Below are 23,287 nucleotides of genomic sequence, written 5' to 3'. Positions count from 1 at the left end.
GGCACGCTGGTTGCGCACTGTGACGGCAGAACAGGAGAGATCCGGCCGATTGTCACCCGTCAAGTGAAGCCGATGTGTAACGGATCAACTGGAGCCCGACAGCCATCAGCGAGGGGCTCGGACCAGACTTATGAAACGGACCCTAGCCGGCAAGCAGGGCGGAAACCTGCGGCGAGTACGTCGAGTGCAGCACCAGGGCCGCGCCCCCGATCACGGCCGCGTCGTCGCCCAGCGGGGACAGGGCCACCTCGACGTCGCGAATGCGCCGCGCGATGGCCCGCTCCCCCAGCGCCCGCACCACCGCGCCGCGGAACTGCGTCTCCACGTGGCGGATGCCGTGCCCGCCGAGAATGATGAGCTCCACGTCGACGATGTTCACCACATTGACCGCGACCGCGGCGAGGCGCTCGGCGGCCCGCCCGATCACCCCGGCGGCGAGCTCGTCGCCGGCCGCGGCCGCCCGGCACAGGGCCCCGTGATCCACAGTGGACGGTGACCGCCGGTAAGCCTTCGTGAGAGCGCTCTCATCGCCGGCGGCCAAAAGCCGGCGGGCGTCGGCGACCAGCGCCGCCGGGTTGATGAGGCTCTCGAGGCACCCCCGGTTGCCGCAGTAGCAGTCAGGGCCACTCTCCGTAACCGAGGTGTGCCCGAACTCGGCGGCGTTCATGGACCCGCCCCGATGGACCTGGTGGCCGAGCACGAGGCCGCCGCCGACACCGGTGCCGAGGAAGAAGTACGCGAAGTTCGCGACCCCGCGCCCGGCGCCCGCCCAGCGCTCGCCGATCGCCGCGGCGGTCGCGTCGTTGTCCAGCGTGACCGGCAGCCCGGTGGCGTCGGCGACCATCTGCTTGAGCGGCACGCGGGTCCAGTCCGACAGCTGGGGCGGCGAGATGACCTCGCCGAGCGACTGGTCGATCGGCCCGGGGGCGGCCAGCCCCACGCCGAGCACCCGCTCGCGCTCGACCCCGGCGGCGGCCAGCACCTCCCCGACGAGGCCGGCCATCGCCGCCGTGACCTTGGCCGGGTCCATGTCGGCGGGGGTCGGGCGGCGGGCGGTGACGAGCGGCCGGCCCAGCAGGTCGACCACGACACAGGCAAGCTCGATCGGGTCGAAGTGCAGCCCGACGGCCCGCCCGGCGTCGGCGTTGATGCGCAGCACGGTGCGTGGCTTGCCGCCGCTGGAGGAGCGCGCGCCGTCCTCGCGCACGATCCCCTCGTCGATCAGCCGGCGCACGATGCCGGAGACCGTCTGCGGTGTCAGGCCGGTGTGCTCCGCGATCTCCACCCGGCTCGTGCCGTCGGTCAGCTGGATCTGATCCAGCACGACCGCCCGGTTGTACTGCCCGACCTTTGGGAGATTTGTCCCGACTTGCCGCACCCGGCCTCCTGCCTACGTACCGTTACCTACATGATGCCCCGCGGCGTTGACTTAGTAAAGCAATTGGATTTAGAGTCCGACACGCGCAGCTAACACCCCGGACATGTGAGAGCGCTTCCCGGGTCGCTGCGATGGCGGCCTGAGGGCTAGATCATTGCCGGATTGTTACCAAGAAACGATCGGCGGGGCTGGGCAGGATCGCCACACTGGAATAAGTTGGTCGTCACAACAAACCTGGCTGGCGGCAATGCCCCTCGGAGGCAACATGATGTCGGTGACAAGGCGGCTCGCGTCATGAGCACCGCACCGATCCTGCTCGAGATGCGGTCCATCACCAAGGAGTTCCCGGGCGTCAAGGCGCTCAGCGACGTCAACCTGGTGGTCCGTGAGGGCGAGATCCATGCGATCTGCGGTGAGAACGGCGCCGGAAAGTCGACGCTGATGAAGGTGCTCAGCGGCGTTTACCCATATGGCTCGTACGACGGCCAGATCTTCTACCAGGGCTCGGAGAGTCGCTTCAGCGACATCCGGTCCAGCGAGAAGGCCGGCATCGTGATCATCCACCAGGAGCTTGCCCTGGTGCCGCACATGTCCATCACGGAGAACCTGTTCCTGGGCAACGAGCCCCGCCGGAACGGGTCCTACGACTGGAAGGGCGCCAACCGCCGCGCCCACGAGCTGCTGACCCAGGTCGGCCTGCGCGACGACCCCGACACCCTCATCAAGGACATCGGCGTCGGCAAGCAGCAGCTGGTGGAGATCGCCAAGGCGTTCGCCAAGGACGTCAAGCTGCTCATTCTCGATGAGCCGACCGCCGCGCTCAACGAGAACGACTCCAAGCACCTGCTCGATCTGCTGCGCGGCTTCAAGCGGCAGGGCATCACCTCGATCATGATCTCGCACAAGCTCAACGAGATCGAGGAGATCTCGGACGCCATCACGATCCTGCGTGACGGCAAGACGGTGGAGACCCTCGAGGTCGGCGCCGAGGGCGTCAACGAGGACCGGATCGTGCGCGGCATGGTCGGCCGCGACCTGGAGAGCCGCTTCCCCGAGCACACCCCGAAGATCGGCGAGGTCTTCTTCGAGGTCCGCAACTGGACCGTGCGCCACCCGATCGCCGCCGACCGGCTGGTCTGCAAGAACTCGAGCTTCACGGTCCGCCGCGGCGAGATCGTCGGCTTCGCCGGCCTGATGGGCGCCGGGCGCACCGAGCTGGCGATGAGCCTCTTCGGCCGCTCCTACGGCGTCTATGAGTCCGGGCAGATCTTCAAGGACGGCCAGGAGATCCAGCTCAAGTCGGTGGCCGAGGCGATCAGCCACGGCCTGGCGTACGTCAGCGAGGACCGCAAGTCCATCGGGCTCAACCTCCTCGACGACATCAAGACCTCGACGGTCGCCGCCAAGCTGTCGAAGATCACCCGCCGCGGCGTCATCGACGAGGTTGCCGAGTACAAGGCGGCCGAGGAGTACCGCAAGGCTTTGCGGGTCAAGGCCCCCTCGGTCGACGAGGGCGTCACCAAGCTCTCGGGCGGCAACCAGCAGAAGGTCGTGCTGGCCAAGTGGATGTTCACCGATCCCGACCTGCTGATCCTCGACGAGCCGACGCGCGGTATCGACGTCGGCGCGAAGTACGAGATCTACGGCATCATCCAGCGGCTCGCCGACGAGGGTAAGGGCGTCATCGTCATCTCCTCGGAGCTGCCGGAGCTGCTCGGTCTGTGCGACCGCATCTACACGGTGTTCGAAGGCAACATCACCGGAGAGGTCCCCCGCAGCGAGGCCAACCCGGAACTCCTCATGAAGCAGATGACCTCAACGAAGAAGATGCCGACGCGATGAGCCGACTCAAGGACCTCCAGAAGAACCTGTTCGGGGGCACGACCTCGAACGCCCGCCAGTTCACGATGATCTTCACCCTCGTGGCGATCATTCTGCTGTTCCAGTGGTGGACCGACGGGCTGACCCTCAACTCCGGCAACCTGATCTCGCTGACCCAGCAGTACGCGTACATCTCCGTGCTGTCCATCGGCATGCTCATGGTGATCGTCGCCGGCCACATCGACCTCTCGGTCGGCTCGGTCGCCGCGTTCGTCGGCATCATCGTGGCCAAGACCATGCGCGACCACAACCTGCCGTGGTGGGTCGGCATCCTGCTCGGTCTCGCGGTCGGTGCCCTGATCGGCGCCTGGCAGGGCTTCTGGGTCGCCTACATCGGCGTGCCCGCCTTCATCGTCACGCTCGCCGGCATGCTGATATTCCGGGGCGGCAACCAGTTCATCGGCAACGCCGAGACGATCCCGGTCTCGAAGGCGTTCACCAAGATCGGCGCCGGATACCTGCCGGAGTGGGGCCCCAACACGGGGTACAACAACAGCACCCTGATCCTGGGCCTCATCGCCTGCCTGGCCGTGGTGTGGCGCGAGTTCTCCGCGCGCAAGACCCGCCGCCAGATGGACGCCGAGCAGAGCCCGATGTGGGTGTCGGTCGTGCGCATGGCCATCATGGTCGCGATCATCGTGTTCGCCACCCTGCGCTTCGCCGGCGGCCGCGTCGGCACGAGCTTCCCGATCTCGGGTTGCATCCTCGCCGCGCTGGTCATCGCGTACTCCTTCTACACCCGCAACACCCCGGGCGGCCGGCACATCTACGCGGTCGGCGGCAACGCCCGCGCCGCGGAGCTCTCCGGCGTCAAGCTGCGCCGGGTCAACTTCTTCGTCATCATGAACATGTCGATCCTGGCCGCGCTGGCCGGCATGATCTTCGTGGCCCGCTCCGGCGCCTCCGGCCCGCAGGACGGCCTCAGCTGGGAGCTCGACGCGATCGCCGCCGTCTTCATCGGTGGCGCCGCGGTCGCCGGCGGCATCGGCACGGTGAGCGGCTCGATCGTCGGTGGTCTGGTCATGGCCGTGCTCAAGAACGGCCTGCAGCTGCTGGGCATCGGCACCGACCGCGAGCAGATCATCCGCGGCCTGTTCCTGCTGCTCGCCGTCGCGCTCGACGTCTACAACAAGAGCCAGGGTCGCTTCTCGATCATCGGATCGATCATGCGCCCCTTCCGCCGGCAGGAGAACTCCGAGCCGGCCGCGCCCAACCAAGCCGGTCAGGAGTCAATCAGGACTCCGGTCGGCGGCTGACCCACCCGCCGCACACCCGCGGCAGACGCCCCTATCCCCAGTAACATCCCGAAAGAAAGGGCTTTCAAAGCCATGCGCAAGTTCCTCACCAGGAGCCTCGCCGTCAGCGCTGTCGCGCTGGTTGCGCTGAGCACCGCCGCGTGCGGCGGCAGCGATCGCAACGACTCGTCCACCGCTGCCTCCGGTGCCACCAAGGGTTTCGCCAAGGACGCGCTGATCGGCGTCGCCCTGCCGTCGAAGACCTCGGAGAACTGGGTTCTCGCCGGTGACCTGTTCACCAACGGCCTCAAGGACGCGGGCTTCAAGTCCGACGTGCAGTACGCCGGCGCGTCGACCACGGTCGCCGACCAGCAGTCGCAGATCTCGTCCATGGTCACCAAGGGCGCGAAGGTCATCGTCATCGGCGCGACCGACGCCGCGCAGCTGGGCACCCAGGTCAAGCAGGCCAAGGACTCCGGCGCGATCGTCATCGCCTACGACCGGCTCATCACCGGCACGAACGACCTCGACTACTACATCGCGTTCGACAACTTCAAGGTCGGCCAGCTGCAGGGCCAGGCCCTGCTGGACGGCATGAAGGCCAAGAAGCCGACCGGCCCGTGGACCATCGAGCTGTTCTCCGGCTCGCCGGACGACAACAACGCCGGTGTCTTCTTCAACGGCGCGATGGACGTGCTCAAGCCGCTCATCGACAAGGGCGACGTCATCGTCGGCTCGGGCCAGAAGGACGTCAAGCAGACCGCCATCCAGGGCTGGAAGGCCGAGGGTGCGCAGTCGCGCATGGACACCATCATGACCTCGACCTACGCGAGCGGCGGCAAGACGCTGGACGGCGTCCTGTCCCCGAACGACACCCTGGCCCGCGCGATCATCACCTCGGTGAAGGCCGCCGGTAAGCCGGTTCCGGTCGTCACCGGCCAGGACTCCGAGGTCGAGTCGGTCAAGAGCATCATGGCCGGCGAGCAGTACTCCACGATCAACAAGGACACCCGCAAGCTGGTGGCCGAGACCATCAACATGGTGAAGGCCCTCCAGGGTGGCGGCGAGCCGACCATCAACGACACCAAGTCCTACAACAACGGTGTCAAGGTCGTCCCGTCGTACCTGCTCCCGCCGGTCATCGTGACCAAGGCGAACGCGGCCGAGGCCTACGCCAACGACCCGAAGCTCTCCCCGCTCACCAAGTAACACCGGCAACGACGTCGTGGGTCCCCGGAGCGATGTTCCGGGGACCCACGCTCGTTCCAGGAGGCTTAAAGCGTGTCCTCCTCCACCAGTCCGCAGGAGTCGGTGCGCCGGCAGAACCTAGGGGCCCTGCTCCGCTACATCCACGTCCGCGGCGCGACGTCGCGCGCCGAACTGACGAACCGGCTCGGCCTGAACCGCAGCACCATCGGCGCGCTCACCGCCGATCTGGCCACCGCGGGCCTTGTCGACGAGGGTGTACCGCATGAGACCGGCCGCGCCGGCCGGCCGTCGATCGTGGTACGTCCGCGGTCGTCGCGCGTCTACGGGTACGCGCTGAGCCTGGAGCTCGACCGCCTGCGCGCCGCGCGTGTCGGCCTGGGCGGAAAGGTCCTCGACGGCCGCACCGCCCAGCGCCCGCCCGGCCCCGACCCGGCCCCGACCATCGCCGCGCTGGTCGCCCTGGTCGCCGACATGCAGCGCTCCGCACCCGCGGACGCCGTGCTGGTCGGCTCCGGCCTGGCCGTCTCCGGTTCCGTGCGCCACAACCTGGGCTGGGCCGATGAGACGATCGAACCCGAACTGGCCGGCGCCCTGTACCCCCGGCTGGGCCCGTCGGCGGGCCCGTTCCTGGGCGGCACAGCGGACCTGGCCGCCCTGGCCGAACACACCCGCGGTGCCGCGACGGGCGCCGACAACGTCATCTACCTGCACGGCGACGCGGGCATCAGCGCGGGCATCATCGCCGGCGGCCGCCGCATCACCGGCTACGGCGGCCACGGCGGCGAGGTCGGCCACATGGTCGTACACCCTGAGGGCCGGCTCTGCGGTTGCGGCTCCCGCGGCTGCTGGGAAACCGAGATCGGCGAGCGAGCCCTGCTGCACCTCGCGGGCCGCACGGTCCCGACCCCGGGCGCGGCGGTGGCGGCCGCGGTACAGGCGGCGCAGGACGGCAACCCGGACGCCCAGGCCGCCGTGGCCCACGCCGCGGACTGGCTGGGCTTCGGCGTGGCCAACCTGGTGAACATCTTCAACCCGACGGTGGTCGTCTTCGGCGGAACCCTGAGCGAGCTGTACCTCGCGGGCGCCGACCACGTGCGCAACCGCCTGCACACCATGGCCTTGCCGGCGTGCCGCGCCCACGTGGCACTGCACACGCCCCAGCTCGGCGACGACGCCCCTCTGGTTGGCGCCGCGGAGCTGGCCTTCGAGTCCCTGCTGTCCGACCCGCTGTACGCCGCCAGGTCTTAGCCGGCCGCCGAAGTCGCGCTCAACCTTTCGTACCGCCGCGGCGTGCATGCGGTGACGGCGTCCGGCGGAAGGCGGCAGCGTGCCGCCGCGCTCAACGCCTCCCGGGAGCCGTGCGTCCACGGCTGGGACCGACGGAGTAGAAACGAGGGCGTGACCACGTGGCGGATCCTTCTCGCCGATGACCATCTCGTCGTGCGGGCCGGGCTGCGGGCGCTGCTCGCCGCCGACCCTCGCTGCCGGGTCGAGGGCGAGGCGGCCGGGCTCGCCGAGCTGCGCGCGGTCGCCCACCGCCTGCGGCCCGACCTCATCGTGCTCGACCTCAGCTTCGGCCCGGACAGCGCGCTGCCGGTGCTGCCCGAGCTGCTGGCCGCCGACCCGCCGCCGCGGATCGTGGTGCTGACGATGCACGACGACGTGTCGTTCGCGCGGGAGGCGTTCGCCGGGGGCGTGCACGGATATGTGCTCAAGGAGGCCGCCGCCGACGAGTTGCTGCGGGCGGTCGAGACGGTGATGGCCGGTTCGGTGTACGTCGATGCCGAGCTCGGCGCGCGCCTGGCCCGCAGCCGCCGGGCCCCGGCCGACGCGCTCAGCCCGCGCGAGCGGGACGTGCTCGCGCTGCTGGCCGCCGGGCACACCAACGCCGAGATAGCCGCGCGGCTCGCGATCAGCCTGCGTACGGTCGAGACGCACCGCGCCAACCTGCGCGCCCGGCTCGGCACGACCAGCCGCGCGGAGCTGGTCGTGGCGGCGCGCCGAATGGGCCTGCTCCCGTGATCGGCGGCGTGCGTAAAACGCTTGCCCGCGGCCTGCGCAGAACGCTGCTCGGCACGACGGTGACCGGCGGGCTGCGCAAGGCGCTCACGGCCGTCGGCGTGGCGCTGCTCGGCACCGCGATCCTGCTCGAGCTCGGCGACCTGGCCCCGAGCGCCGAGCTGTGGTCCGGGGCCGGCGCGGGCGCGGCGTTCCTGCTCGCCCTCGCCGTCGCCCCGGCCGCCGACCCCCGCCGCTTCGCCGTACGGGCCCGGCTGCTCGCCGCCGCGGGCATCGCCGCGCTCATCGCCGTCGCCGCGCTCTGGCAGGGCAGCAACCGGCCCGCGCCCGAAATACTGCTGCTGCTCCTCCCGGTCGCGCTGCTGTTCGCGACCGCGGGGCTGGCGCTGCGCGAGGCCGCGCTGGAGCGGCACCGGGCCCGGCTGCGCGAGGCCGCGTCCCGGCTCGACGGGGCCGAGGCCGAGCGCCGCCGATGGGCCCGCGAGCTGCACGACGACACCCTGCAGGAGCTGGCCGCGGTGCAGGTCCTGCTGGCGGCCGCGGCAGCGGGGGCAAACGAAAAGCGGGCCGACGCGAACGGCGAACGGGCCGACGCGAACGGCGGGCCCGCCGACGTCGCGATAGACGCGAACGGCGGCCTGGCCGACGCCCGGGAGATCGTCGGCCGGCAGATCCAGTCGCTGCGCCGCCTCATCGCCCAGATGCGGCCCCTGGCCCTCGACGCGCTCGGCCTGGCCGCCGCGCTCGACGACCTGGCCCGGCACATCAGGGACCGCCACGGCCTCGAGGTCGACGTTGCGGTCGACGGGCTGCCGCGGCTGCCGGCGACGGCGGAGACCGCAGTGTACCGAATAGTCCAGGAGGCGCTGACCAACGCCGTGCGCCACGCCGGGCCGCGGCGCATCCACGTCGAGGCCGGGCCGCACGGGCCGGGGCTGCGGGTGCTCGTGCGCGACGACGGCCCGGGCCCGCCCCCGGGCGGCTTCCCGGCCGGCCACGGGCTGATCGGCATGCGCGAGCGCGCGGAACTGCTCGGCGCCGAGCTGTTCGTGGGGGCGGGACCGTCCGGCGGTACCGTCGTGCGCCTCGACCTTTCCGCTCAGTTCACGTAGTCCTCGAGCAGGGCGGGCGTGAGCCCGGCGGCCGAGATGGCCTGGAGCACGGCGAGGAAGTCGTCGACGAACGCGGGCCGGAAGTGCATGAGCAGGATGTCGCCCGCCTTGACAGTCGAGCCCGCCTGGTAGCGCACGACGCCCTTGTCCGTCGTCTCCTTCCAGAAGAACGCGGCCTTCATCCCGCAGTCGTGCACGACGCGCAGGGTGGTCGCGTCCTTGTCGCCGAACGGCGGGCGGAACAGCAGCGGGCGGCGCCCGTAGAGGCGGCCGAGCTCGTCCGCGGAGCCGCAGATCTCGTGCTTCTGCACGTCGTACGACTTGCCCTTGAGCTCGGGGTGGGAGATCGTGTGCGCCTCGATGACCGCCCCGGCCTGCTGGAGGCGGGTGAAGTAGCCGGGGTCGGCCTTTATCGCGTTGATCTCCAGGAACAGCGTGACGGGCACATGCGCGGCCTGCAGCAGGGGCAGCGCCCGCGGATCCTTGGTCCAGCCGTCGTCCATGGTGATGAACGCGATCGGCTGGTCGGTCGGGATCGCGCTGTACCAGCCCGCGGACGGCCCGGCCGGCACGGTGACCGGCTTCGGCGGGGGCGCCGGCGGGAAGTGCGGGATCCGGGCCAGCTGCGCCGCGCTGAGCCCGGATCCACCGGTCACGCCCGACCCCGAGGTGGTCGCCGAGGGACCGGGCCGCCCCTGGGCGGTTTCGCCGCCATGGGCTGCACACCCGGACGCGAGCAACGACACGGCGACGAGTGCCAGGAGACGTGACCGCACCGCCCAAGTCTCGGGTGTACCGCGGGCGCCGGCCTCGGTACCGTCCCGCACCCGGGTTGCGGGTTTCCCGCAGTCAGTGGTGGTGGGTGTAGTCGGGCTGGGCCGGGTTCCCCGGGTGTTCGAAGCCCGGCATGAGCCGGACCCGGGCCGCGCAGCGCTCGTCGAGCCAGCGCGTGAAGTGCCGGTCGCGGGCCTCGCGCAGCAGCAGGGCGGCGACCGCGGGGCGGCTCTCGGCGAACGGCGACGGATGGCGGTCGCGGTTGCGGGACCAGTAGTCGTGGACCTCCGCGTCGGCGACCGTCACGCCCGCGGTGACCGAGGCGTACACGTCCGGGCGCGCGGCCACCACCGCGGCCGCGACACCGCCGAGGCGCAGCGCGCGGGCGAGGGCCGGCGGCTCGACCGGAGGCGGCTCGACCAGCGGCGGTTCGACAAAATCCTGCGAAACGACCGCGTTCGCGGCCATGAGCTGGACCAGCCAGCGGCGCAGGTTGCGCCCCTCGGCGGTGGCCGGGTGCGGCAACCGCGCGCCCGAGGAGCCCGAGTACAGGCCGGCGAGGCGCTCCTCGACCTGGGCCACCGTGATCGGCTCGTCCCCCACCCAGGCCGCGATCACGGCGCGACCGTCACGGTGATGGGCTCGGTGTAGTACAGCTCTCCCGCGTCCGCGATCCGGGCCAGCAGCCACCAGGTGCCCGGCGGGTGCTCCGCCGGCACGGTGACGGGGAACTCCACCGTGGACCCGCCGCCCAGGACCGCCGGGGCGGCGACGAGCTCCCACGTGTGCCAGGGGCCGATGAGGTGCACCTCGGCGTCCGGCGCCGACGTCTCGAGCCGGATCACCGCGGAGTCGCCGCGGCGCAGGTGCAGCGCGGGTGGCGACAGCACGCCGCTGATCGGCTCCGGGGCGTCGGCCCCGACCAGTATCCGGGCCACGTCGTAGACGCCCGAGGGCAGCGACGCCCGCAGCCGGTACACGCCCGGCGAGACGTCGGCCGGCGGGGCGGCCGAGACCGGGAACTGCGCGTGGCCGCCGGGCGGGAGGTCGTACGGCAGCGACGACGGCGTCACCGTCCAGCCCTCCGGCGCCGTGAGGAGCACCTCGCCCGACGCTCCCGAGGCGACCAGGTCGGAGGAGATCGTGACGGTGAACGAGGCCTGGTCGGTCACCGACGGCTCGAGGTGCACCGACAGGGGCATGTTCCCCAGCGGCGCCGGCCCGGTGTTGTGCAGCCAGTACCGCGCGAAGACCGGGGCCGCCGTCAAGGCAGCCGCGGGCAGCGTTCGGCCGACGTCCAGCAGCACCTGCCCGATCCCGGCACCATCCAGTGTGGACCCGTCGTCCACCGGCTGCTCGAGCAGGTCCACCGCCCGGCGGGCGGACACCGGCACCGGGAGTCCGATGTGGACGTCGGCCGGGGTGCCCACCGACTCGTAGTACCGCGCCAGGACCGACGACACCGGCGACGGCTCGCGGCCCGACGCCAGCGGGTCGCCCGCCGGCTTCAGCGCGGTCAGGACCACTGTGGACGGCTCCACCGTGACGAGGCGCTCCGACGCGGGCGGGCCGGGCGGCGCGACGCGCGCGTGCAGCGGATGGTTCACCGCGTGCCCGGCGGCGACCAGGCCCGCGGCCCGCCAGTCCCCCGCGCCGGCCACGATGCTGTACTCGAAGACGTGCGTCCAGTGCTGCTGCTGGAAGTTCGACCCGTCGGGTGCGGTCCGGCGCGGCGGGTCGATCCACACGCCCGACGGCCAGCCGGTGCAGGAGCGGACCAGCGACAGGTGCAGGGCACCGCCGGGATCCACGGCGAAGCCGGGCAGGCCGCGGTTGACGATGCCGACGGTGTACTCGTCGAGCGATGGGTCGGGGTCGGCGGCGGCCGCGGGGGCCGTGATCTCGCCGGTGGCGGCCAGCTCGACGCAGACGGCGGCGACCTCGGCGGCGGCGAGGACGAGCACCGGCAGGTCGCGCGGGCCGGTGAGATCGGCGTTGGGCGTCCAGACCTGGGCCAGGGGGCGCTCGGCCGGGACCCAGGTGCGGGCGGCCGCGGCGGCGTCGTCGATGCGGATGCGGACGTCGGGCAGGTTCGAGTCGACGGCGAGGGAGCCGTAGCGGGGGCCGCCGGCGGTCGAGCAGGTGGCCGTGACCCCGCGCCGGATGAGCGCCAGGGCGAGGTCCCGCGCGGCCGGGCCGCCGCCGATGATCTCGGCGACGCCGATCGCGCGGGTATGGCGTCCGACGCGAACTCTCGCCGTCGACGACAGCGCGAACCAGTGCTGCGCCGGGTTGTCGAGGGTCCAGGGGGCCGGGCCGGCGTCGGTGTCGATGAGGCCGAAGCCGCGGCCGACGACCGCGTTGCCGACCTCGCTGACCGGAAGGGCACCGGCGACCGCGGCCGGCCAGCGGACCCGGACGAGCTGGTCGGCGCCGGCGAAGTCGTCGAGCCGGGTGCGCACGTCGAGGCGGGGCACGCCGCGCCAGAGGGTCAGGATCTGGGTGTACCGCGCCGGGCCGACGACCCCGGTGACCGTGACGCGCTCGCCCAGCGGGCCCGCCTCGACCAGCACCGAGAGCGCCGGACGATCGGCCGAGCCGGCCGCGGGCGGGCCCTTGGGCAGCAGGTGCCAGGGGCCCTCGTGGACCTTTGGGTGGGCCGGGTACTCCTCGTAGACGAGCAGCTCGTTGCCGGGCCGGCCGGCGGCCAGCAGCTCGCGCCCGGCGCGGAGGTCGACGATGGACGAGACGGTACCGCCGCGGCCGGGGTCGACGGTGACGCGGAAGGACTCGTTCTCGATCGTCGTGCCGTCCCGGACCGACCACGCGTCCGCGGCGGGCAGCGCGAACGTCTTGTACCCCACGCCGGGGACGTCCTCGGCGAGCAGCTCGAGCCCGCCGACGCGCACGACGTCGGTGCGGGTCCACGACGACGGGTTGAAGACGACCACCCGGGGTGTACCGTCCGGCGCGCCCGCCGGCAGCCGGGCGACGAGCGCGTCCAGGGCCTCGCCCAGCACGCCGGCCGCGAGGTCGTGGGCCTGACGCCAGCCGGTGAGCAGGTCGAGGTACACCTGATCGGACTCCGAACCGGTGATCCCGTCGTGGTGCGCGCCGAAGACGAGCTGCCGCCAGGCCAGGTCGGTTTTCTCGTGCGGGAACAGCGCGCCGTCGAGGGCGGCGAGGGTCGCGAACATCTCGGCGTCGGTCAGCAGGGCCTCGGTGTGCCGCTGGGCCTGCTTGGTGTCGATGAACGACACGTCCTTGCCGGTGTAGATCGGGTTCATGTCCCGGGTCTGCGGCGAGAATTCGGTCGCCTGCGCCCGCACCGCGGCGAAGAACTCGCGTGGCAGCCCGCACACGAACCGCGGCCAGGTGTAGCGGGCGTTCCAGTCGCGGTGGATGTCGACGACCCACTTCGCGGGCGGGCTGTAGTCGGTGCCGACCGGCAGCAGGATGTTGCGGGTGCGGGCGACCTTCTTCAGCAGCAGGAACAGCCGGTAGATGTTCTCCTCGGCAGCCGCGAGGGTCGGCTGGGCGTCGATGTGCCAGCCGGCCGAGTAGTGCGCGGGCATGTAGTGGGTGAGCACGCCCCGCCCGTTCGGCGACAGCCACTCGAACTCGGCGTCGAACTGCATGCTCGACGGGTCGCCCCAGCCGCGGTCGCCGGGCGTGAACGTGGTCTGCATCGGGCCCCACTGGTGGAACGGCCCGCGCGCCCACGAGGAGGAGTCCAGGCCCGCGGCGGCGGCCAGGCCCGGGAAGTTCGGGTCGTGGCCGAACGCGTCGAGCTGCCAGGCGGTGCGCGGGTCGCCGCCGACGACGTCGCGCTGGAAGCCGATGCCGTACCGGAAGTTGCGGATCGTGGTCTCGGCGAGGGTCAGGTTGGTGTTCGGCTCGTTGTAGGTGCCGCCGACGAGCTCGAGCCGGCCCTCGGCGAGCAGCCGCCGGATGTACGCGCGGTCCTGCGGGAACGTGTCCCAGTAGGGCTTGAGGTAGTCCAGCTCGGCGAGGACGAACTTGTACTCCGGGTGCAGCCGCGCGGTCTCCAGGTGCAGCCGGACGAGCTCGAAGCCGGTGCGCTGGAAGTCGCCGCGGAACTCGGTGCCGGTCTGCCCGGGCGCGCCCCAGGTCTCGGTGTAGGCGGCCTGGGTGTTCCACCACACCGGGTCGTAGTGGAAGTGCGAGACCATCCACACCGTCCAGCCGGGCTCGGCCACGACGAGCTCGCCGTGCCCGGTCTCGCCGCCCGCCTCGACGGTGATGGGGACGACGGTGCCGGGGGGCGCGTCGACGCTTACCGGAATCTCGCCGGGGCCGTTGCCCTCGCCGGACACCCCGTCGCCGCGCACGGTGGCGGGCCCTTCGGCGTCGAACACCCGCACGACCTGCCGGTCGCCGATGAACAGCTCGGTGGACTCGATGCGCATGCCGTTCCTAACCCTTCACCGCGCCGGTGAGGCTGAACGCCCCGCCGAAGACCCTCGACAACACCGAGTACATCAGGACGACCGGCGCCGTGTAGAGGATCGCGAACGCCGCCAGCTGGCCGTAGGCGACCTGCCCGTAGGTGGAGAAGAACGTGTAGATGGTGACCGACGCCGGCTGGCTCTCGGGCGCCTGCAGCAGGATGAACGGGACGAAGAAGTTGCCCCATTGCAGCACGAACGTGAAGACGAAGACGACGGTCAGGCCGGGGACCATGAGCGGCAGCACGATCCGCAGCAGCGACTGGGCCCAGCCGGCGCCGTCGGTCCAGGCCGCCTCCTCGAGCTCGACCGGCACGCCGTCCATGAAGTTCTTCATCATCCAGATGCCGAACGGCAGCGACGACGCGGCCATGAAGAGGATGAGCGCCGGGACCGAGTCGGTGAGCGAGAAGCGGCTGTACAGCGTGTAGACCGGGACCATCACGGCGGTGATGGGCAGGCAGGTGGAGAACAGGATGGTGTACATCAGCGCCCGGCCCGTGCGGCTTCGGTGGCGCGAGAGCGGGTACGCGGCCAGGACCGCCGCGGCCACGGTGAGCGCCGCGGTGCCGCCGGAGATGATCAGGGAGTTGAGCATCGGCCGGAGCACGGTGTCGGCGTTGAGCACGTCGCCGAAGTTGCGCGCGGTGAAGTGCCAGTCGATGTGGGCCGACAGCGCGGCGCCGGGCTGGACCGAGGCGACCACCAGCCATACGAACGGCAGCAGGAACAGCACGGCGACGAGCGCGAGCACGGCCCGCGCCGCGGCCCTCACGCCTCCTCCAGCCGGATGACCCGCACGTAGATGAGCGAGAAGACGGCGCCGATGAGCAGCAGTACCAGGGCCATTGCGGTGCCGTAGCCGAGCTTGTAGAACTGGAACGACTCCTGGTACATGTAGATCGGCGTCGTCTGGCTGCGGTCGCCGGGGCCGCCCTTGGTCATCACGTAGATGAGTCCGAAGGACGCCAGGGTCTGCAGCGTGATGAGCATCAGGTTGCTCACGATCGACCGGCGGATCAGCGGCAGGGTCACGTAGCGCAGCCGCTGCCACACCGAGGCCCCGTCGACGGCGGCGGCCTCGTGCAGCTCGGGCGGGACGTCGTTCAGCGCGGCCTGGTACACCAGCATCGAGAAGGCCGTGCCGCGCCACACGTTGGCGAGGGTGACCGCGAGCATCGGGGCGGTGTAGAGCCAGTTCTGGTGCAGCCCGAGCGGCCCGGTGAGGGCGTTGAGAGTGCCCTCGCGGTGCAGGAACGAGTACCAGCAGAACGCGGCCACCGTCTCGGGCACCGTCCACGCGGCCACCACGACGCCGGAGACCCCGGCCCGGGTGACCTTGCCGGCCCCCTTGAGCAGCAGCGCGATGAGCAGCCCGAGGGTGTTCTGCCCGATCACCGCGGAGCCGACGACGAAGACGAGCGTCAGCTCCAGGGAGTTCCAGAACTGCTTGTCGTGCCACATGGTGACGAAGTTGTCGGCGCCGACGAAGTTGACCTGCGACGTGCCGGTGAGCGCGATGTCGGTGAAGGCGCTGTACACGCTCCAGAGCAACGGCCCCGCGAAGAACACGCCGAGCAGCAGCAGCGCGGGCGCGAGGGCCACGGCCCGCGCCGCCAGTGCACGGCTCATGATGCCGTCGTCACCTTGTCGTCCCCGCCGACGGCCGCCTTCACCTGGTCGCCGAACGTCTTAGCGGCCTGTTCGGGGGGTGCCTGCCCGGTCATCACCGACTCCATCGCGACCTGGATGGCGTCGGAGACGTGCGGGTAGTCGGGGTACGCGGGCCGGAAGTGCGTCACCTTCACCAGGTCGGTGAAGAACTGCAGGGCCGGGTTCGACTGGAGGTACTTCGGGTCCGCCGCCACGTCCGCCCGCTCGGCGATCTGCTGGGCGGCGATGTCGTAGGCGAGCGTGTTGTCCTTGTTGAGCATCGTCGTGACGAAGTCGAACGAGGCCTTCTTGTCCTTGGCGTGCGCGCCCACCGACAGCACCCAGCCGCCGGACATGCTCGTCCTGCCCGGCGCGTCGCCGTGCTGGGTCGGCATCGCGGCCTCGCCGAGCACCGTGCTCCACTGCGGCCACGGCTTGCTCCCGGTCGGCAGCCACGTGCTGGACAGCCAGGAGCCGTCGAGGTCGATGGCGAGCTTGCTCGACGGCAGCAGCTCGGTGGAGACCCGGGTGCCCCAGTTCGGGTCGAGGGCGTCCTGGGCCTCCGGCGCGAGCTTCTCGGAGAAGATCGTCTTGATGAAGCCGAGCGAGTCGTTGAAGCCCGGGCTGCCGACGACCCACTTCTTGGACGAGTCGTCGTAGAGGGCGTGCTTCGTGCCGTAAAGCAGCATCTCGAAGCCCTGCATGGTGGCGCCCTCGCCGGCGCCCTTGCCGGAGTACACGTTCAGCGGGGTGACGCCGGGCAGCTTCTGCTTGACGGTCCGCGCCGCGGCCAGGATGTCGTCCCAGGTCTTCGGCTCCCAGGGCACGGCCAGGCCGGCCTGCCGGAACAGGTCCTTGTTGTAGTAGAGCGCCCGCGTGTCGGTGCCCATCGGCACGCCGTACGTCTTGCCGTCGAGGGCCTTGGCCGCGTTCTTGGCGGCGTCGCTGTACTGGCTCCAGTCGGGCCAGGCGGCGAGGTACTCGTCGACCGGGGCCAGGAACCCGGCCGCGATGTCGGTGTTGACGAGGAACGTGTCCTCGTACAGCACGTCGGGCGCGGTCTTCGGGGACCGGTTCATCAGCGAGAGCTTGGTGTAGTAGTCGTTCTCCGACGCCTCGATCGGCAGCAGCTTCACGGTGTAGCCCGGATGGGCCGACTCGTACTCGCCCTTGACCCGCTGGAGCTGGTCGTCGAGCTGGATGAAGGCGCCGAACTTCTGGTAGGCGACGGTGATCGTCTTGGCGTCGTCGCCGCCGGACGAGCCGCATCCGGCGGCCGATCCGACTAGCGCGACGGTAAGGGCGAGGGTGGCTCCTGTCTTGAACACGGCTTACCTCCCCAGGTGGCGGGCCTGGTTTGAAAGGTCAACGTCTATGTGAACGTTTTCAGAAAACGTACTCATATACTCTCCCGTGGTCAAGAGAGCGCTCGACTGCGTCCACAGCGGAGCCGATACATACCCCGGAGCCTCAATGTCCTTGCGCCGCCCCACGATGCACGACGTGGCCCGCGCGGCCGGCGTGAGCGTCGCGACGGTCTCACGGGTGGTCAACCACGAGCGGTACATCCGCCCGGAGACCCGCGAGGCGGTGGAGCGCGCCATCGCCGACCTCGGGTTCCGCCGCAACGAGTCGGCCCGCACGCTGCGCCCCGGGCAGAACACCCACACGGTGGCGCTGGTCATCGAGGACGTGGCGAACCCGTTCTGGTCGGGCATCACCCGCGGCGCCGAGGACGTGGCCCGCCGGCACTCGCACATGCTCGTCGTGGGCAGCACCCGGCAGAGCTTCGACACCGAGCGGGAGCTGCTGCGCGACCTGGTGCTGCGGCGGCGGGTCGACGGGCTCCTCGTGGTGCCGACCGGGCACTCCCAGCGGGCGCTGCACGACGAGCTGGCCGGGTGGGCGCCGATCGTGTTCATCGACCGCGTGCCCGGGCGGGTCGCGGCCGACTCGGTCGTGCTGGACAACCACGGCGGCGCGCGGGAGGCCGTGCGGCGGCTGCTGGAGCTGGGGTACCGCCGCATCGCCTACATCGGCGGCGACCCCGCGGTCGGCACGGGCGCGCGGCGGCTGGCCGGCTACCGGCAGGCGCTCAAGTCCGCCGGGCTGGCCGCCGACCCGGCGCTCGTACACGTCGGCGTGCACACGGTCGAGGCGGCGCACGCGACCGCCCTGGCGCTGCTGCGCGGACCGGACCCGGCCGACGCCGTCTTCGCCGACAACAACCGCATGGCGGTGGGCGTGCTGCACGCGGCGCGGGCCCACGGCGGCGGCACGGGCGTGGCCGCCTTCGACGACCTCGAGCTCGCCGACCTGCTGCCGACCCCGGTCACGCTCGTCACCTACGACGCGGCCGACCTGGGGGCGCGGGCGGCCGAGCTGCTCTTCGACCGCATCGGCGGGGTGGACGGGCCACCACGGCGGGTGGTGCTGCCGACCACGGTCGTGACGCGGGGCGGTCCGGGAAGAGCTGGATAATCTTCCATATATCTATGTATCCTTGCCCAGCCCTCAACTAAAGCGCGCCACAGAGCGGTGGCGGGCTGTGCCCTGCCCGCACACCGAAGGGACATCGTGGCAATGACCGAAGACCGTGTGCAACCCTGCGCGCACCGACGGGCCCTGCTGGCCGGCCTCGGCGGCCTGAGCGCCGCCACCCTGCTGGCCGCCTGCGGCGGTAAGGGCGCCACCGCCCAGGCGCCGGCGCCCGAGCCGGCCCAGTCCTCGGGCCCCGCCGCGGGGCCGTCCGCCGGGCCGTCGGCGGCCGCCGGCGGGTCGGTGGCCGACACCGGCCAGGTGCCGGTGGGGGGCGGCATCGTGCAGAACGGGCTGCTGATCGTGCAGCCGGTGAGTGGAACTTTCAAGCTGTTCGACGCCGCCTGCCCGCACAAGGGAGTCCTGGTGACCGCGCCGCAGAACGGCGTGGCCGTCTGCCCGGCGCACGCCTCGAAGTTCAACATCGCCGACGGATCGAAGATCGACGGGCCCACGCCCAGCGGGCTGAAGGAGATCAAGTCCAAAGTGGACGGCACGAAGATCATGCGCCTGGAGTAAGCGGTTCGACGGGCGGCCGCATCCGCAGCGGCCGCCCCGTTGACGATGAATTGATCATTTACTTATGCTTCGGCCGTGAAAGCCGCCAAGGCGATGCGAGAGCCGACCTTCCTCATCCTGACCGCGCTCGCGGGCGCGCCCCGGCACGGGTACGGCATCCTCCAGGAGGTCGCCGAGCTCTCCGGCGGCCGCGTGGGCCTGCTCACCGGCACCCTCTACACCGCGCTCGACCGGCTGACGGCCGAGGGGCTCGTCGAGCCGGACCGCGAGGAGATCGTGGACGGCCGGGCCCGCCGCTACTACCGCCTCACCTCCGCCGGCCTGACGGCGCTGACCGCCGAGACGGCCCGGCTGCGCGAGCTCGCGACCGCGGCCGAGCACCGGCTGCGGCAGGCCCACCGACCGAGGACGGCGCGATGACGGCGCTGCGGCGGCGGTACACCCGGCTCCCGCGCGTCTATCCCCGCGACTATCCGCGTGCCGCGATCCGCCCCACGGAGGCGTAGTGGCCTCGCCTTCGCCGGAGCGGCGGTACGCACGCCTGCTGCGGGTGTACCCACCCGGCTGTCGCCGCGGCGAGCTGCTGGGCACCCTCCTGGACGCCGCCCCGGCCGGTCGCTCCCGGTCGGCCGCCCGCGAGGCCGCCGAACCTGGTGCGGCACGGGATGCGGGCCCGGCTCGGCCGCCCGCACAGCCGCGCGGTGGTGTTCTGGGCGCTCGCGACCGCCCTCGCCTGCGGGCTCTTCGGCACCGCGGCCGCGGTGCGCGCCGCCTGGGAGACCGCGCGGCCGCTGCCCGAGCCGGCGCAGACCCGCGCGCTGGCCTTCGCGCCGGCCCTGGCCGTCAGCCTGGCGGCGCTGCCCCGGCTCACGCCCGCGCCGCTGGGAGCGCGCGACGCTGCCCCGGCTCACGCCCGCGCCGCTGGGAGCGCGCGACACGGCCTCACTCACGCCCGCGCCGCCGGGAGCGCGCGACGCGGCCTCACTCACGCCCGCGCCGCCGGGAGCGCGCGACGCGGCCTCTTGAGCTCGGCGGCCGGGACGGGGCGGCCGTAGAGGTAGCCCTGCGCGTACTGGTAGCCCAGCTCCCGCAGCGCCTCCGCCTGCGCCTCGGTCTCCACGCCCTCCGCGACCGCGCGCAGCCGCAGCCCGTCGGCGATGCCGATGAGCGCCTCGGCGATGGCCGAGCGGGCGCCGGCCTCGGTCACGTTGTCCACGAACGACCTGTCGACCTTGAGCACGTCGACCGGGCAGGTGCGCAGCAGCCCCAGCGAGGAGTGGCCGAAGGCCGCGGGCCCCGCCCCGCCGACCGCCACGCCCACGCTCGCCTCCACCACGAGGGCGTGCCCGGCCGCGTCGAGCGGGCGGCGCAGCCCGGCGGCGACCACGCCCAGCACCCGCAGCGCGGCGGGCTCGCCGGCGGCCGGGAACACCAGCGCGTACTCGTCGCCGCCGAGGCGCGCCACCAGCGACTCCGGCCCGGCGAGCTCGGCCAGGCGGGCCGCCGCCGCCGGCCGAGGCGAGCAGGTACAGCGCCCGCCGGTCGAGCGGCCCGGTGCCGGTGAACGCGATCTTCACCACCGCGAACACGCACACGGCGGCGCAGGCGAGCAGCGCCAGCACGGCCCGGGCGCCCGTGGCGTTGCCGCCGGACCACCGCTGCCAGTCGCTGAGCAGGAAGTGCCAGGCGAAACGCCGGGACGGCTACCAGTACCGTCGCGGAGTCCAGCCCGAAGCGCAGCCACTCGCCCCGCGGCTGCGACGGGCGCCGGGGATGCGCAGCAGCGCCCACAGCAGCACCGCGAGCCCGGCGACGTAGATGCCCGCGGTCAGCGGCCCGACGTGCTGGGGCCGCACGATCCCGCGGAGCATGTCGACGCCGTTGCTGATGCCGCCGAGCCCGATGAACGCCATGGCGACGGCGACGTGCCGCCAGCAGCGGGCCCCGCCCGGGGCGATTCCGGGCGCGGCCGCGGCTCCCAGGCAGGCGGCGACGGAGAGCCCGACGGCGAGCGGCACCACGACCCAGCTGACGAGCTCCGGGGTGCGGTGCAGCAGCCCGACGGCGAACCAGGCCTCGTCTCGAAGAGCGCCCGCCGCTCCGGCCGCTCCTCGCCGAGCGCCTTGCGCAGCGCCACCAGCGCGGCCTCGGGCGAAGCGCTGTGCCCCTCGTCGTAGGCCACCCCACACCATTCGGCCGGGCCCGAACGATCCCGCCGCTAGCGTCCCGCGCATGGAACTCGAGAACGTGATCGACGCCGCCGTCGAGGAAGTGCTGGGCCTGGCCCAGGGGTGGCTGGGCTGGGACGGCCGGCCTGTCGTCTTCGACGGCAACGCCTGGACGCCGCACAAGTCGCTGCGCCGCGTCACCGACCACCTCGTCGACCACCTGGCCGAGATCATGTGCCGGCTCAACGGGCTGGACCCGCTGCCCGACCACTGGCACGGGCGCACCGTCACCACGCACGCCGACTTCGCGCGGTTCACCGAGACCGACCTGGAGGAGGCGACGAGCCGGCTGACCCGCCTCGCCCTCATGTACCGCGCCGGCCTGCGGGGACTCGACCCGGCGGTGCTTGACGCGCGGCCGGACCCGGACACGTGGACGCTGCGCGAGGTCGTCGAGCACGTCGCCGGGGTCGTCTACTACGCCCGGGCGATGTCATGATGTCGCCGTGGGCTATCTCGACCCGCAGACCGAGGGCCCGCGGCGCCCGAGCCCCGAGCGGCTGGCGGCGCCGGACGCCGGCGTGCTGTACGTGCGCTCCTTCCTGCTGATGCGGGCCGTCATCGGTTTCATCGGCCTCGCGCTGCCTGTCGCGCTCGTGCTCGGCGACCTCGCGCTCGAGGGCGGCCGGCCCCGGGCGTCGCTGAGCGAGTACTTCTACACGGGCCTGCGCGACGTGTTCGTCGGCGCCCTGTGCGTCACCGGGCTGTTCCTGGTGACGTACAAGGCGTTCGAGCACAACCTCGACAACCTGCTCAGCAACATCGCCGGGGTCGCCGCGCTCGGGGTCGCGCTGTTCAGCACCGACCGGCCGCGGCACTCGACGATCGCCCTCACCCCGTTGCAGGAGCGGATGGGTGAGATGCCGGTCGCGGTCGTGCACTACACCTGCGCCGCCGTGTTCATCGTGTGCCTCGGCATCATCAGCCTGTACTTCGGCATCCGCGAGGGCAACCGCACCGAGCTGCCGGGCCGGCGCTCGCCCGCGTTCTGGCGCCGGTTCCACTTCACCTGCGCGGCCGTCATCGGCGTGGCCGTAGTGTTCATCGCGGTCACCGAGATCGGCGGCTGGCTCCAGGACTACGCGCTGCTGGTCGGCGAGGCGCTGGCCATCCTCGGCTTCGGCGCGTCCTGGCTGATGAAGGGCCTGGAGTTACGGGTTCTGTTCAGCACGAAATAGGATCTGGGACATGGTGACGGCCAAGCCGGCCGCGGGCGGCGGTCGTTGGGTGGAGATCTCGCCGGAGCGCCTGCGCGGCTGGCTCGACGGCTTCTACGGGCGCCATCAGGGCGCCGACGAGGCGGGCCTGGTGCTGACCGGGACGAGCAACGGCGACCGGGCGACCCTGCACCCGCCGCCCGGCCTCGACGCGGCCGAGGACGTCGACGCGCTGCTCAGGGGGGTTGCCGCGCCGCCCCGCATCGGGCTGCTCCTGGCCCGCAAGGGCGCCGTGGCGGCGGGCCTTGTCGACGGTACCGCCATCACAGCCTCCAAGGTGGAGCGCTTCCACGTGCACGGGCGCACCGCCGCCGGCGGCTGGTCCCAGCAGCGCTACGCCCGCCGCCGCGACAACCAGTCCGACGCGGTCGCCGGCAAGTCCGCGGACATCGCCGAGCGGGTGCTGCTGCCCGAGGCCGGCACGCTCGCCGCGCTCGTCTGCGGCGGCGACCGCGGGATGGTCGACGCGATCCTCGCCGACCGGCGCCTCGCCGCCCTCGCCGCGCTGCGCCACCCGCATCTGCTCGAGGTCGCCGAGCCGCGCCTGACCGTGCTGGAGGAGGCCGCGGTCGCCGCGCGGAAGGTGCGCATCCACCTGGTCCCGTGAAACGAGCGGGCCGCCCGGCTGGATGCCGGACGGCCCGCCCACTACAGGTACCGGATCAGGGGAAACTGACCACGTTGTGCGGGGTGACGGAGCTCGGCAGCGCCGCGTCCCCGGTGTCGTTGATGACGTGGGTGATGGAGCCCTTGCCCAGCGACACGGTCAGGATGTTGTGGAACTTGACGTTGGCGTTCACCGGCGTTTCGTAGCTGTGGTAGGCCGCGATCGACTCGTCCGAGGTGAAGACGCAGTAGCTGCCCATGCCCCACGCCTCGTGCGAGGTGACGTTGTTGGCGACCTTGTAGGCGGCGTAGCCGGTGATCCCGTCGTGGGACCAGGCGGCGGCCGACGGCGGATCGTAGGGCAACTCGTTCTGGAAGAAGATCGTCTTGCCGCCGTTGCCGTTCCAGATCACGTTGTACTTCTCGAAGTGCTCGACGAACAGGCCGTA

The 23,287-nt window shown here is 71.8% G+C and carries 21 protein-coding genes and 3 pseudogenes; 12 read left to right on the top strand and 12 right to left on the bottom strand.

The annotated features are described in order from the left end of the window. Positions 1–142 precede the first annotated feature (142 nt). Positions 143–1,378 (bottom strand): ROK family transcriptional regulator, encoded by a 1,236-nt coding sequence (locus AB0B76_RS12290; RefSeq protein WP_360373719.1) that lies wholly within the window; start codon positions 1,376–1,378, stop codon positions 143–145. Positions 1,379–1,672: 294 nt separating this feature from the next. Here AB0B76_RS12290 and mmsA point away from each other — a divergent pair, with 294 nt between their 5' ends. The 6 genes from mmsA to AB0B76_RS12260 all read left to right on the top strand — a co-directional run bounded on the left by mmsA (position 1,673) and on the right by AB0B76_RS12260 (position 8,834). Next, complete coding sequence (gene mmsA / locus AB0B76_RS12285) at positions 1,673–3,220, top strand: multiple monosaccharide ABC transporter ATP-binding protein (RefSeq protein ID WP_360373717.1); 1,548 nt, start codon at positions 1,673–1,675, stop codon at positions 3,218–3,220. Next, positions 3,217–4,515, top strand: coding sequence for a multiple monosaccharide ABC transporter permease (gene mmsB, locus AB0B76_RS12280; RefSeq protein WP_360373714.1), 1,299 nt, complete (start codon positions 3,217–3,219; stop codon positions 4,513–4,515). The genes mmsA and mmsB overlap by 4 nt, the downstream gene beginning before the upstream one ends. A 72-nt stretch (positions 4,516–4,587) precedes the next feature. Continuing rightward, positions 4,588–5,703, top strand: coding sequence for a sugar-binding protein (locus tag AB0B76_RS12275; RefSeq protein WP_360373711.1), 1,116 nt, complete (start codon positions 4,588–4,590; stop codon positions 5,701–5,703). A gap of 72 nt (positions 5,704–5,775) precedes the next feature. Further along, positions 5,776–6,951: an ROK family protein gene (locus tag AB0B76_RS12270; RefSeq protein ID WP_360373708.1), complete on the top strand. Its 1,176-nt coding sequence runs from the start codon at positions 5,776–5,778 to the stop codon at positions 6,949–6,951. Between the two features lie 150 nt (positions 6,952–7,101). Then, positions 7,102–7,725: a response regulator transcription factor gene (locus AB0B76_RS12265; RefSeq protein ID WP_360373705.1), complete on the top strand. Its 624-nt coding sequence runs from the start codon at positions 7,102–7,104 to the stop codon at positions 7,723–7,725. An 8-nt stretch (positions 7,726–7,733) separates the two neighbouring features. Next, positions 7,734–8,834 carry an ATP-binding protein gene (locus tag AB0B76_RS12260; protein ID WP_360373702.1) on the top strand — a complete coding sequence of 367 codons (1,101 nt, stop codon included), beginning with the start codon at positions 7,734–7,736 and terminating at the stop codon, positions 8,832–8,834. Here AB0B76_RS12260 and AB0B76_RS12255 read toward each other — a convergent pair. From AB0B76_RS12255 to AB0B76_RS12230, 6 genes are all read right to left on the bottom strand, one after another. Further along, complete coding sequence (locus tag AB0B76_RS12255; RefSeq protein ID WP_360373699.1) at positions 8,822–9,490, bottom strand: polysaccharide deacetylase family protein; 669 nt, start codon at positions 9,488–9,490, stop codon at positions 8,822–8,824. The genes AB0B76_RS12260 and AB0B76_RS12255 overlap by 13 nt on opposite strands. 193 nt (positions 9,491–9,683) lie before the next feature. Next, a complete protein-coding gene (locus AB0B76_RS12250; protein WP_360373696.1) occupies positions 9,684–10,226 on the bottom strand; it encodes a hypothetical protein in 543 nt (180 codons plus the stop codon). Continuing rightward, positions 10,223–14,038, bottom strand: coding sequence for a glycoside hydrolase family 38 C-terminal domain-containing protein (locus AB0B76_RS12245; protein ID WP_360373693.1), 3,816 nt, complete (start codon positions 14,036–14,038; stop codon positions 10,223–10,225). The genes AB0B76_RS12250 and AB0B76_RS12245 overlap by 4 nt, the downstream gene beginning before the upstream one ends. Before the next feature lie 7 nt (positions 14,039–14,045). Further along, positions 14,046–14,852, bottom strand: coding sequence for a carbohydrate ABC transporter permease (locus AB0B76_RS12240; protein WP_360373690.1), 807 nt, complete (start codon positions 14,850–14,852; stop codon positions 14,046–14,048). After that, positions 14,849–15,709: a sugar ABC transporter permease gene (locus tag AB0B76_RS12235; protein WP_360373687.1), complete on the bottom strand. Its 861-nt coding sequence runs from the start codon at positions 15,707–15,709 to the stop codon at positions 14,849–14,851. The genes AB0B76_RS12240 and AB0B76_RS12235 overlap by 4 nt, the downstream gene beginning before the upstream one ends. Continuing rightward, positions 15,706–17,058 (bottom strand): extracellular solute-binding protein, encoded by a 1,353-nt coding sequence (locus AB0B76_RS12230; RefSeq protein ID WP_360373684.1) that lies wholly within the window; start codon positions 17,056–17,058, stop codon positions 15,706–15,708. The genes AB0B76_RS12235 and AB0B76_RS12230 overlap by 4 nt, the downstream gene beginning before the upstream one ends. Positions 17,059–17,203: 145 nt before the next feature. Here AB0B76_RS12230 and AB0B76_RS12225 point away from each other — a divergent pair, with 145 nt between their 5' ends. The 3 genes from AB0B76_RS12225 to AB0B76_RS12215 all read left to right on the top strand — a co-directional run bounded on the left by AB0B76_RS12225 (position 17,204) and on the right by AB0B76_RS12215 (position 19,207). Next, the gene (locus AB0B76_RS12225; protein WP_360373681.1) at positions 17,204–18,211 is read left to right on the top strand and encodes a LacI family DNA-binding transcriptional regulator; all 1,008 of its coding nucleotides are present in this window, start codon (positions 17,204–17,206) and stop codon (positions 18,209–18,211) included. Positions 18,212–18,313: 102 nt separating this feature from the next. Next, entirely contained in the window at positions 18,314–18,787 is a 474-nt protein-coding gene (locus AB0B76_RS12220; RefSeq protein ID WP_360373678.1) for a Rieske (2Fe-2S) protein, read from the top strand. Between the two features lie 93 nt (positions 18,788–18,880). After that, positions 18,881–19,207 carry a helix-turn-helix transcriptional regulator gene (locus AB0B76_RS12215; protein ID WP_360374329.1) on the top strand — a complete coding sequence of 109 codons (327 nt, stop codon included), beginning with the start codon at positions 18,881–18,883 and terminating at the stop codon, positions 19,205–19,207. A gap of 49 nt (positions 19,208–19,256) precedes the next feature. Here AB0B76_RS12215 and AB0B76_RS12210 read toward each other — a convergent pair whose 3' ends face one another. From AB0B76_RS12210 to AB0B76_RS12195, 4 genes and pseudogenes are all read right to left on the bottom strand, one after another. Continuing rightward, positions 19,257–19,658, bottom strand: coding sequence for a hypothetical protein (locus tag AB0B76_RS12210; RefSeq protein WP_360373675.1), 402 nt, complete (start codon positions 19,656–19,658; stop codon positions 19,257–19,259). A gap of 114 nt (positions 19,659–19,772) precedes the next feature. Beyond that, positions 19,773–20,069: pseudogene (locus AB0B76_RS12205) on the bottom strand (EAL domain-containing protein); the annotation flags it as partial. Between the two features lie 36 nt (positions 20,070–20,105). Next, positions 20,106–20,282: pseudogene (locus AB0B76_RS12200) on the bottom strand (hypothetical protein); the annotation flags it as partial. A 208-nt stretch (positions 20,283–20,490) separates the two neighbouring features. Next, a complete protein-coding gene (locus tag AB0B76_RS12195; protein ID WP_360373672.1) occupies positions 20,491–20,808 on the bottom strand; it encodes a hypothetical protein in 318 nt (105 codons plus the stop codon). A gap of 211 nt (positions 20,809–21,019) precedes the next feature. On the opposite strand from AB0B76_RS12195, the gene AB0B76_RS12190 reads away from it, so the two are divergent. Genes AB0B76_RS12190 through AB0B76_RS12180 form a run of 3 tightly spaced genes read left to right on the top strand, consistent with a single transcriptional unit; the run spans position 21,020 to position 22,839 of the window. Further along, positions 21,020–21,454, top strand: coding sequence for a hypothetical protein (locus AB0B76_RS12190; protein ID WP_360373669.1), 435 nt, complete (start codon positions 21,020–21,022; stop codon positions 21,452–21,454). 7 nt (positions 21,455–21,461) lie between these two features. Continuing rightward, positions 21,462–22,193 carry a hypothetical protein gene (locus tag AB0B76_RS12185; protein ID WP_360373666.1) on the top strand — a complete coding sequence of 244 codons (732 nt, stop codon included), beginning with the start codon at positions 21,462–21,464 and terminating at the stop codon, positions 22,191–22,193. Between the two features lie 10 nt (positions 22,194–22,203). Then, positions 22,204–22,839, top strand: a complete 636-nt coding sequence (locus AB0B76_RS12180; protein WP_360373663.1) for an acVLRF1 family peptidyl-tRNA hydrolase — start codon at positions 22,204–22,206, stop codon at positions 22,837–22,839. Between the two features lie 55 nt (positions 22,840–22,894). Here the strand turns inward: AB0B76_RS12180 and AB0B76_RS12175 are convergent. Then, positions 22,895–23,287 (bottom strand): annotated as a pseudogene (locus AB0B76_RS12175) (sialidase); the annotation flags it as partial.

This window comes from Dactylosporangium sp. NPDC049140 (assembly GCF_040648435.1).
The sequence above is the reverse complement of the archived record's forward strand: the minus strand, read 5'-3'. Positions and strand labels throughout refer to the sequence as shown.

Bases quoted from the DNA above. Each gene is read 5' to 3' on its own strand.
- mmsA (WP_360373717.1), top strand. From the start codon at position 1,673: ATGAGCACCGCACCGATCCTGCTCGAGATGCGGTCCATCACCAAGGAG.
- mmsB (WP_360373714.1), top strand. From the start codon at position 3,217: ATGAGCCGACTCAAGGACCTCCAGAAGAACCTGTTCGGGGGCACGACC.
- AB0B76_RS12275 (WP_360373711.1), top strand. From the start codon at position 4,588: ATGCGCAAGTTCCTCACCAGGAGCCTCGCCGTCAGCGCTGTCGCGCTG.
- AB0B76_RS12245 (WP_360373693.1), bottom strand. From the start codon at position 14,038: ATGCGCATCGAGTCCACCGAGCTGTTCATCGGCGACCGGCAGGTCGTG.
- AB0B76_RS12235 (WP_360373687.1), bottom strand. From the start codon at position 15,709: ATGAGCCGTGCACTGGCGGCGCGGGCCGTGGCCCTCGCGCCCGCGCTG.
- AB0B76_RS12225 (WP_360373681.1), top strand. From the start codon at position 17,204: ATGTCCTTGCGCCGCCCCACGATGCACGACGTGGCCCGCGCGGCCGGC.
- AB0B76_RS12220 (WP_360373678.1), top strand. From the start codon at position 18,314: ATGACCGAAGACCGTGTGCAACCCTGCGCGCACCGACGGGCCCTGCTG.
- AB0B76_RS12215 (WP_360374329.1), top strand. From the start codon at position 18,881: ATGCGAGAGCCGACCTTCCTCATCCTGACCGCGCTCGCGGGCGCGCCC.
- AB0B76_RS12190 (WP_360373669.1), top strand. From the start codon at position 21,020: ATGGAACTCGAGAACGTGATCGACGCCGCCGTCGAGGAAGTGCTGGGC.
- AB0B76_RS12180 (WP_360373663.1), top strand. From the start codon at position 22,204: ATGGTGACGGCCAAGCCGGCCGCGGGCGGCGGTCGTTGGGTGGAGATC.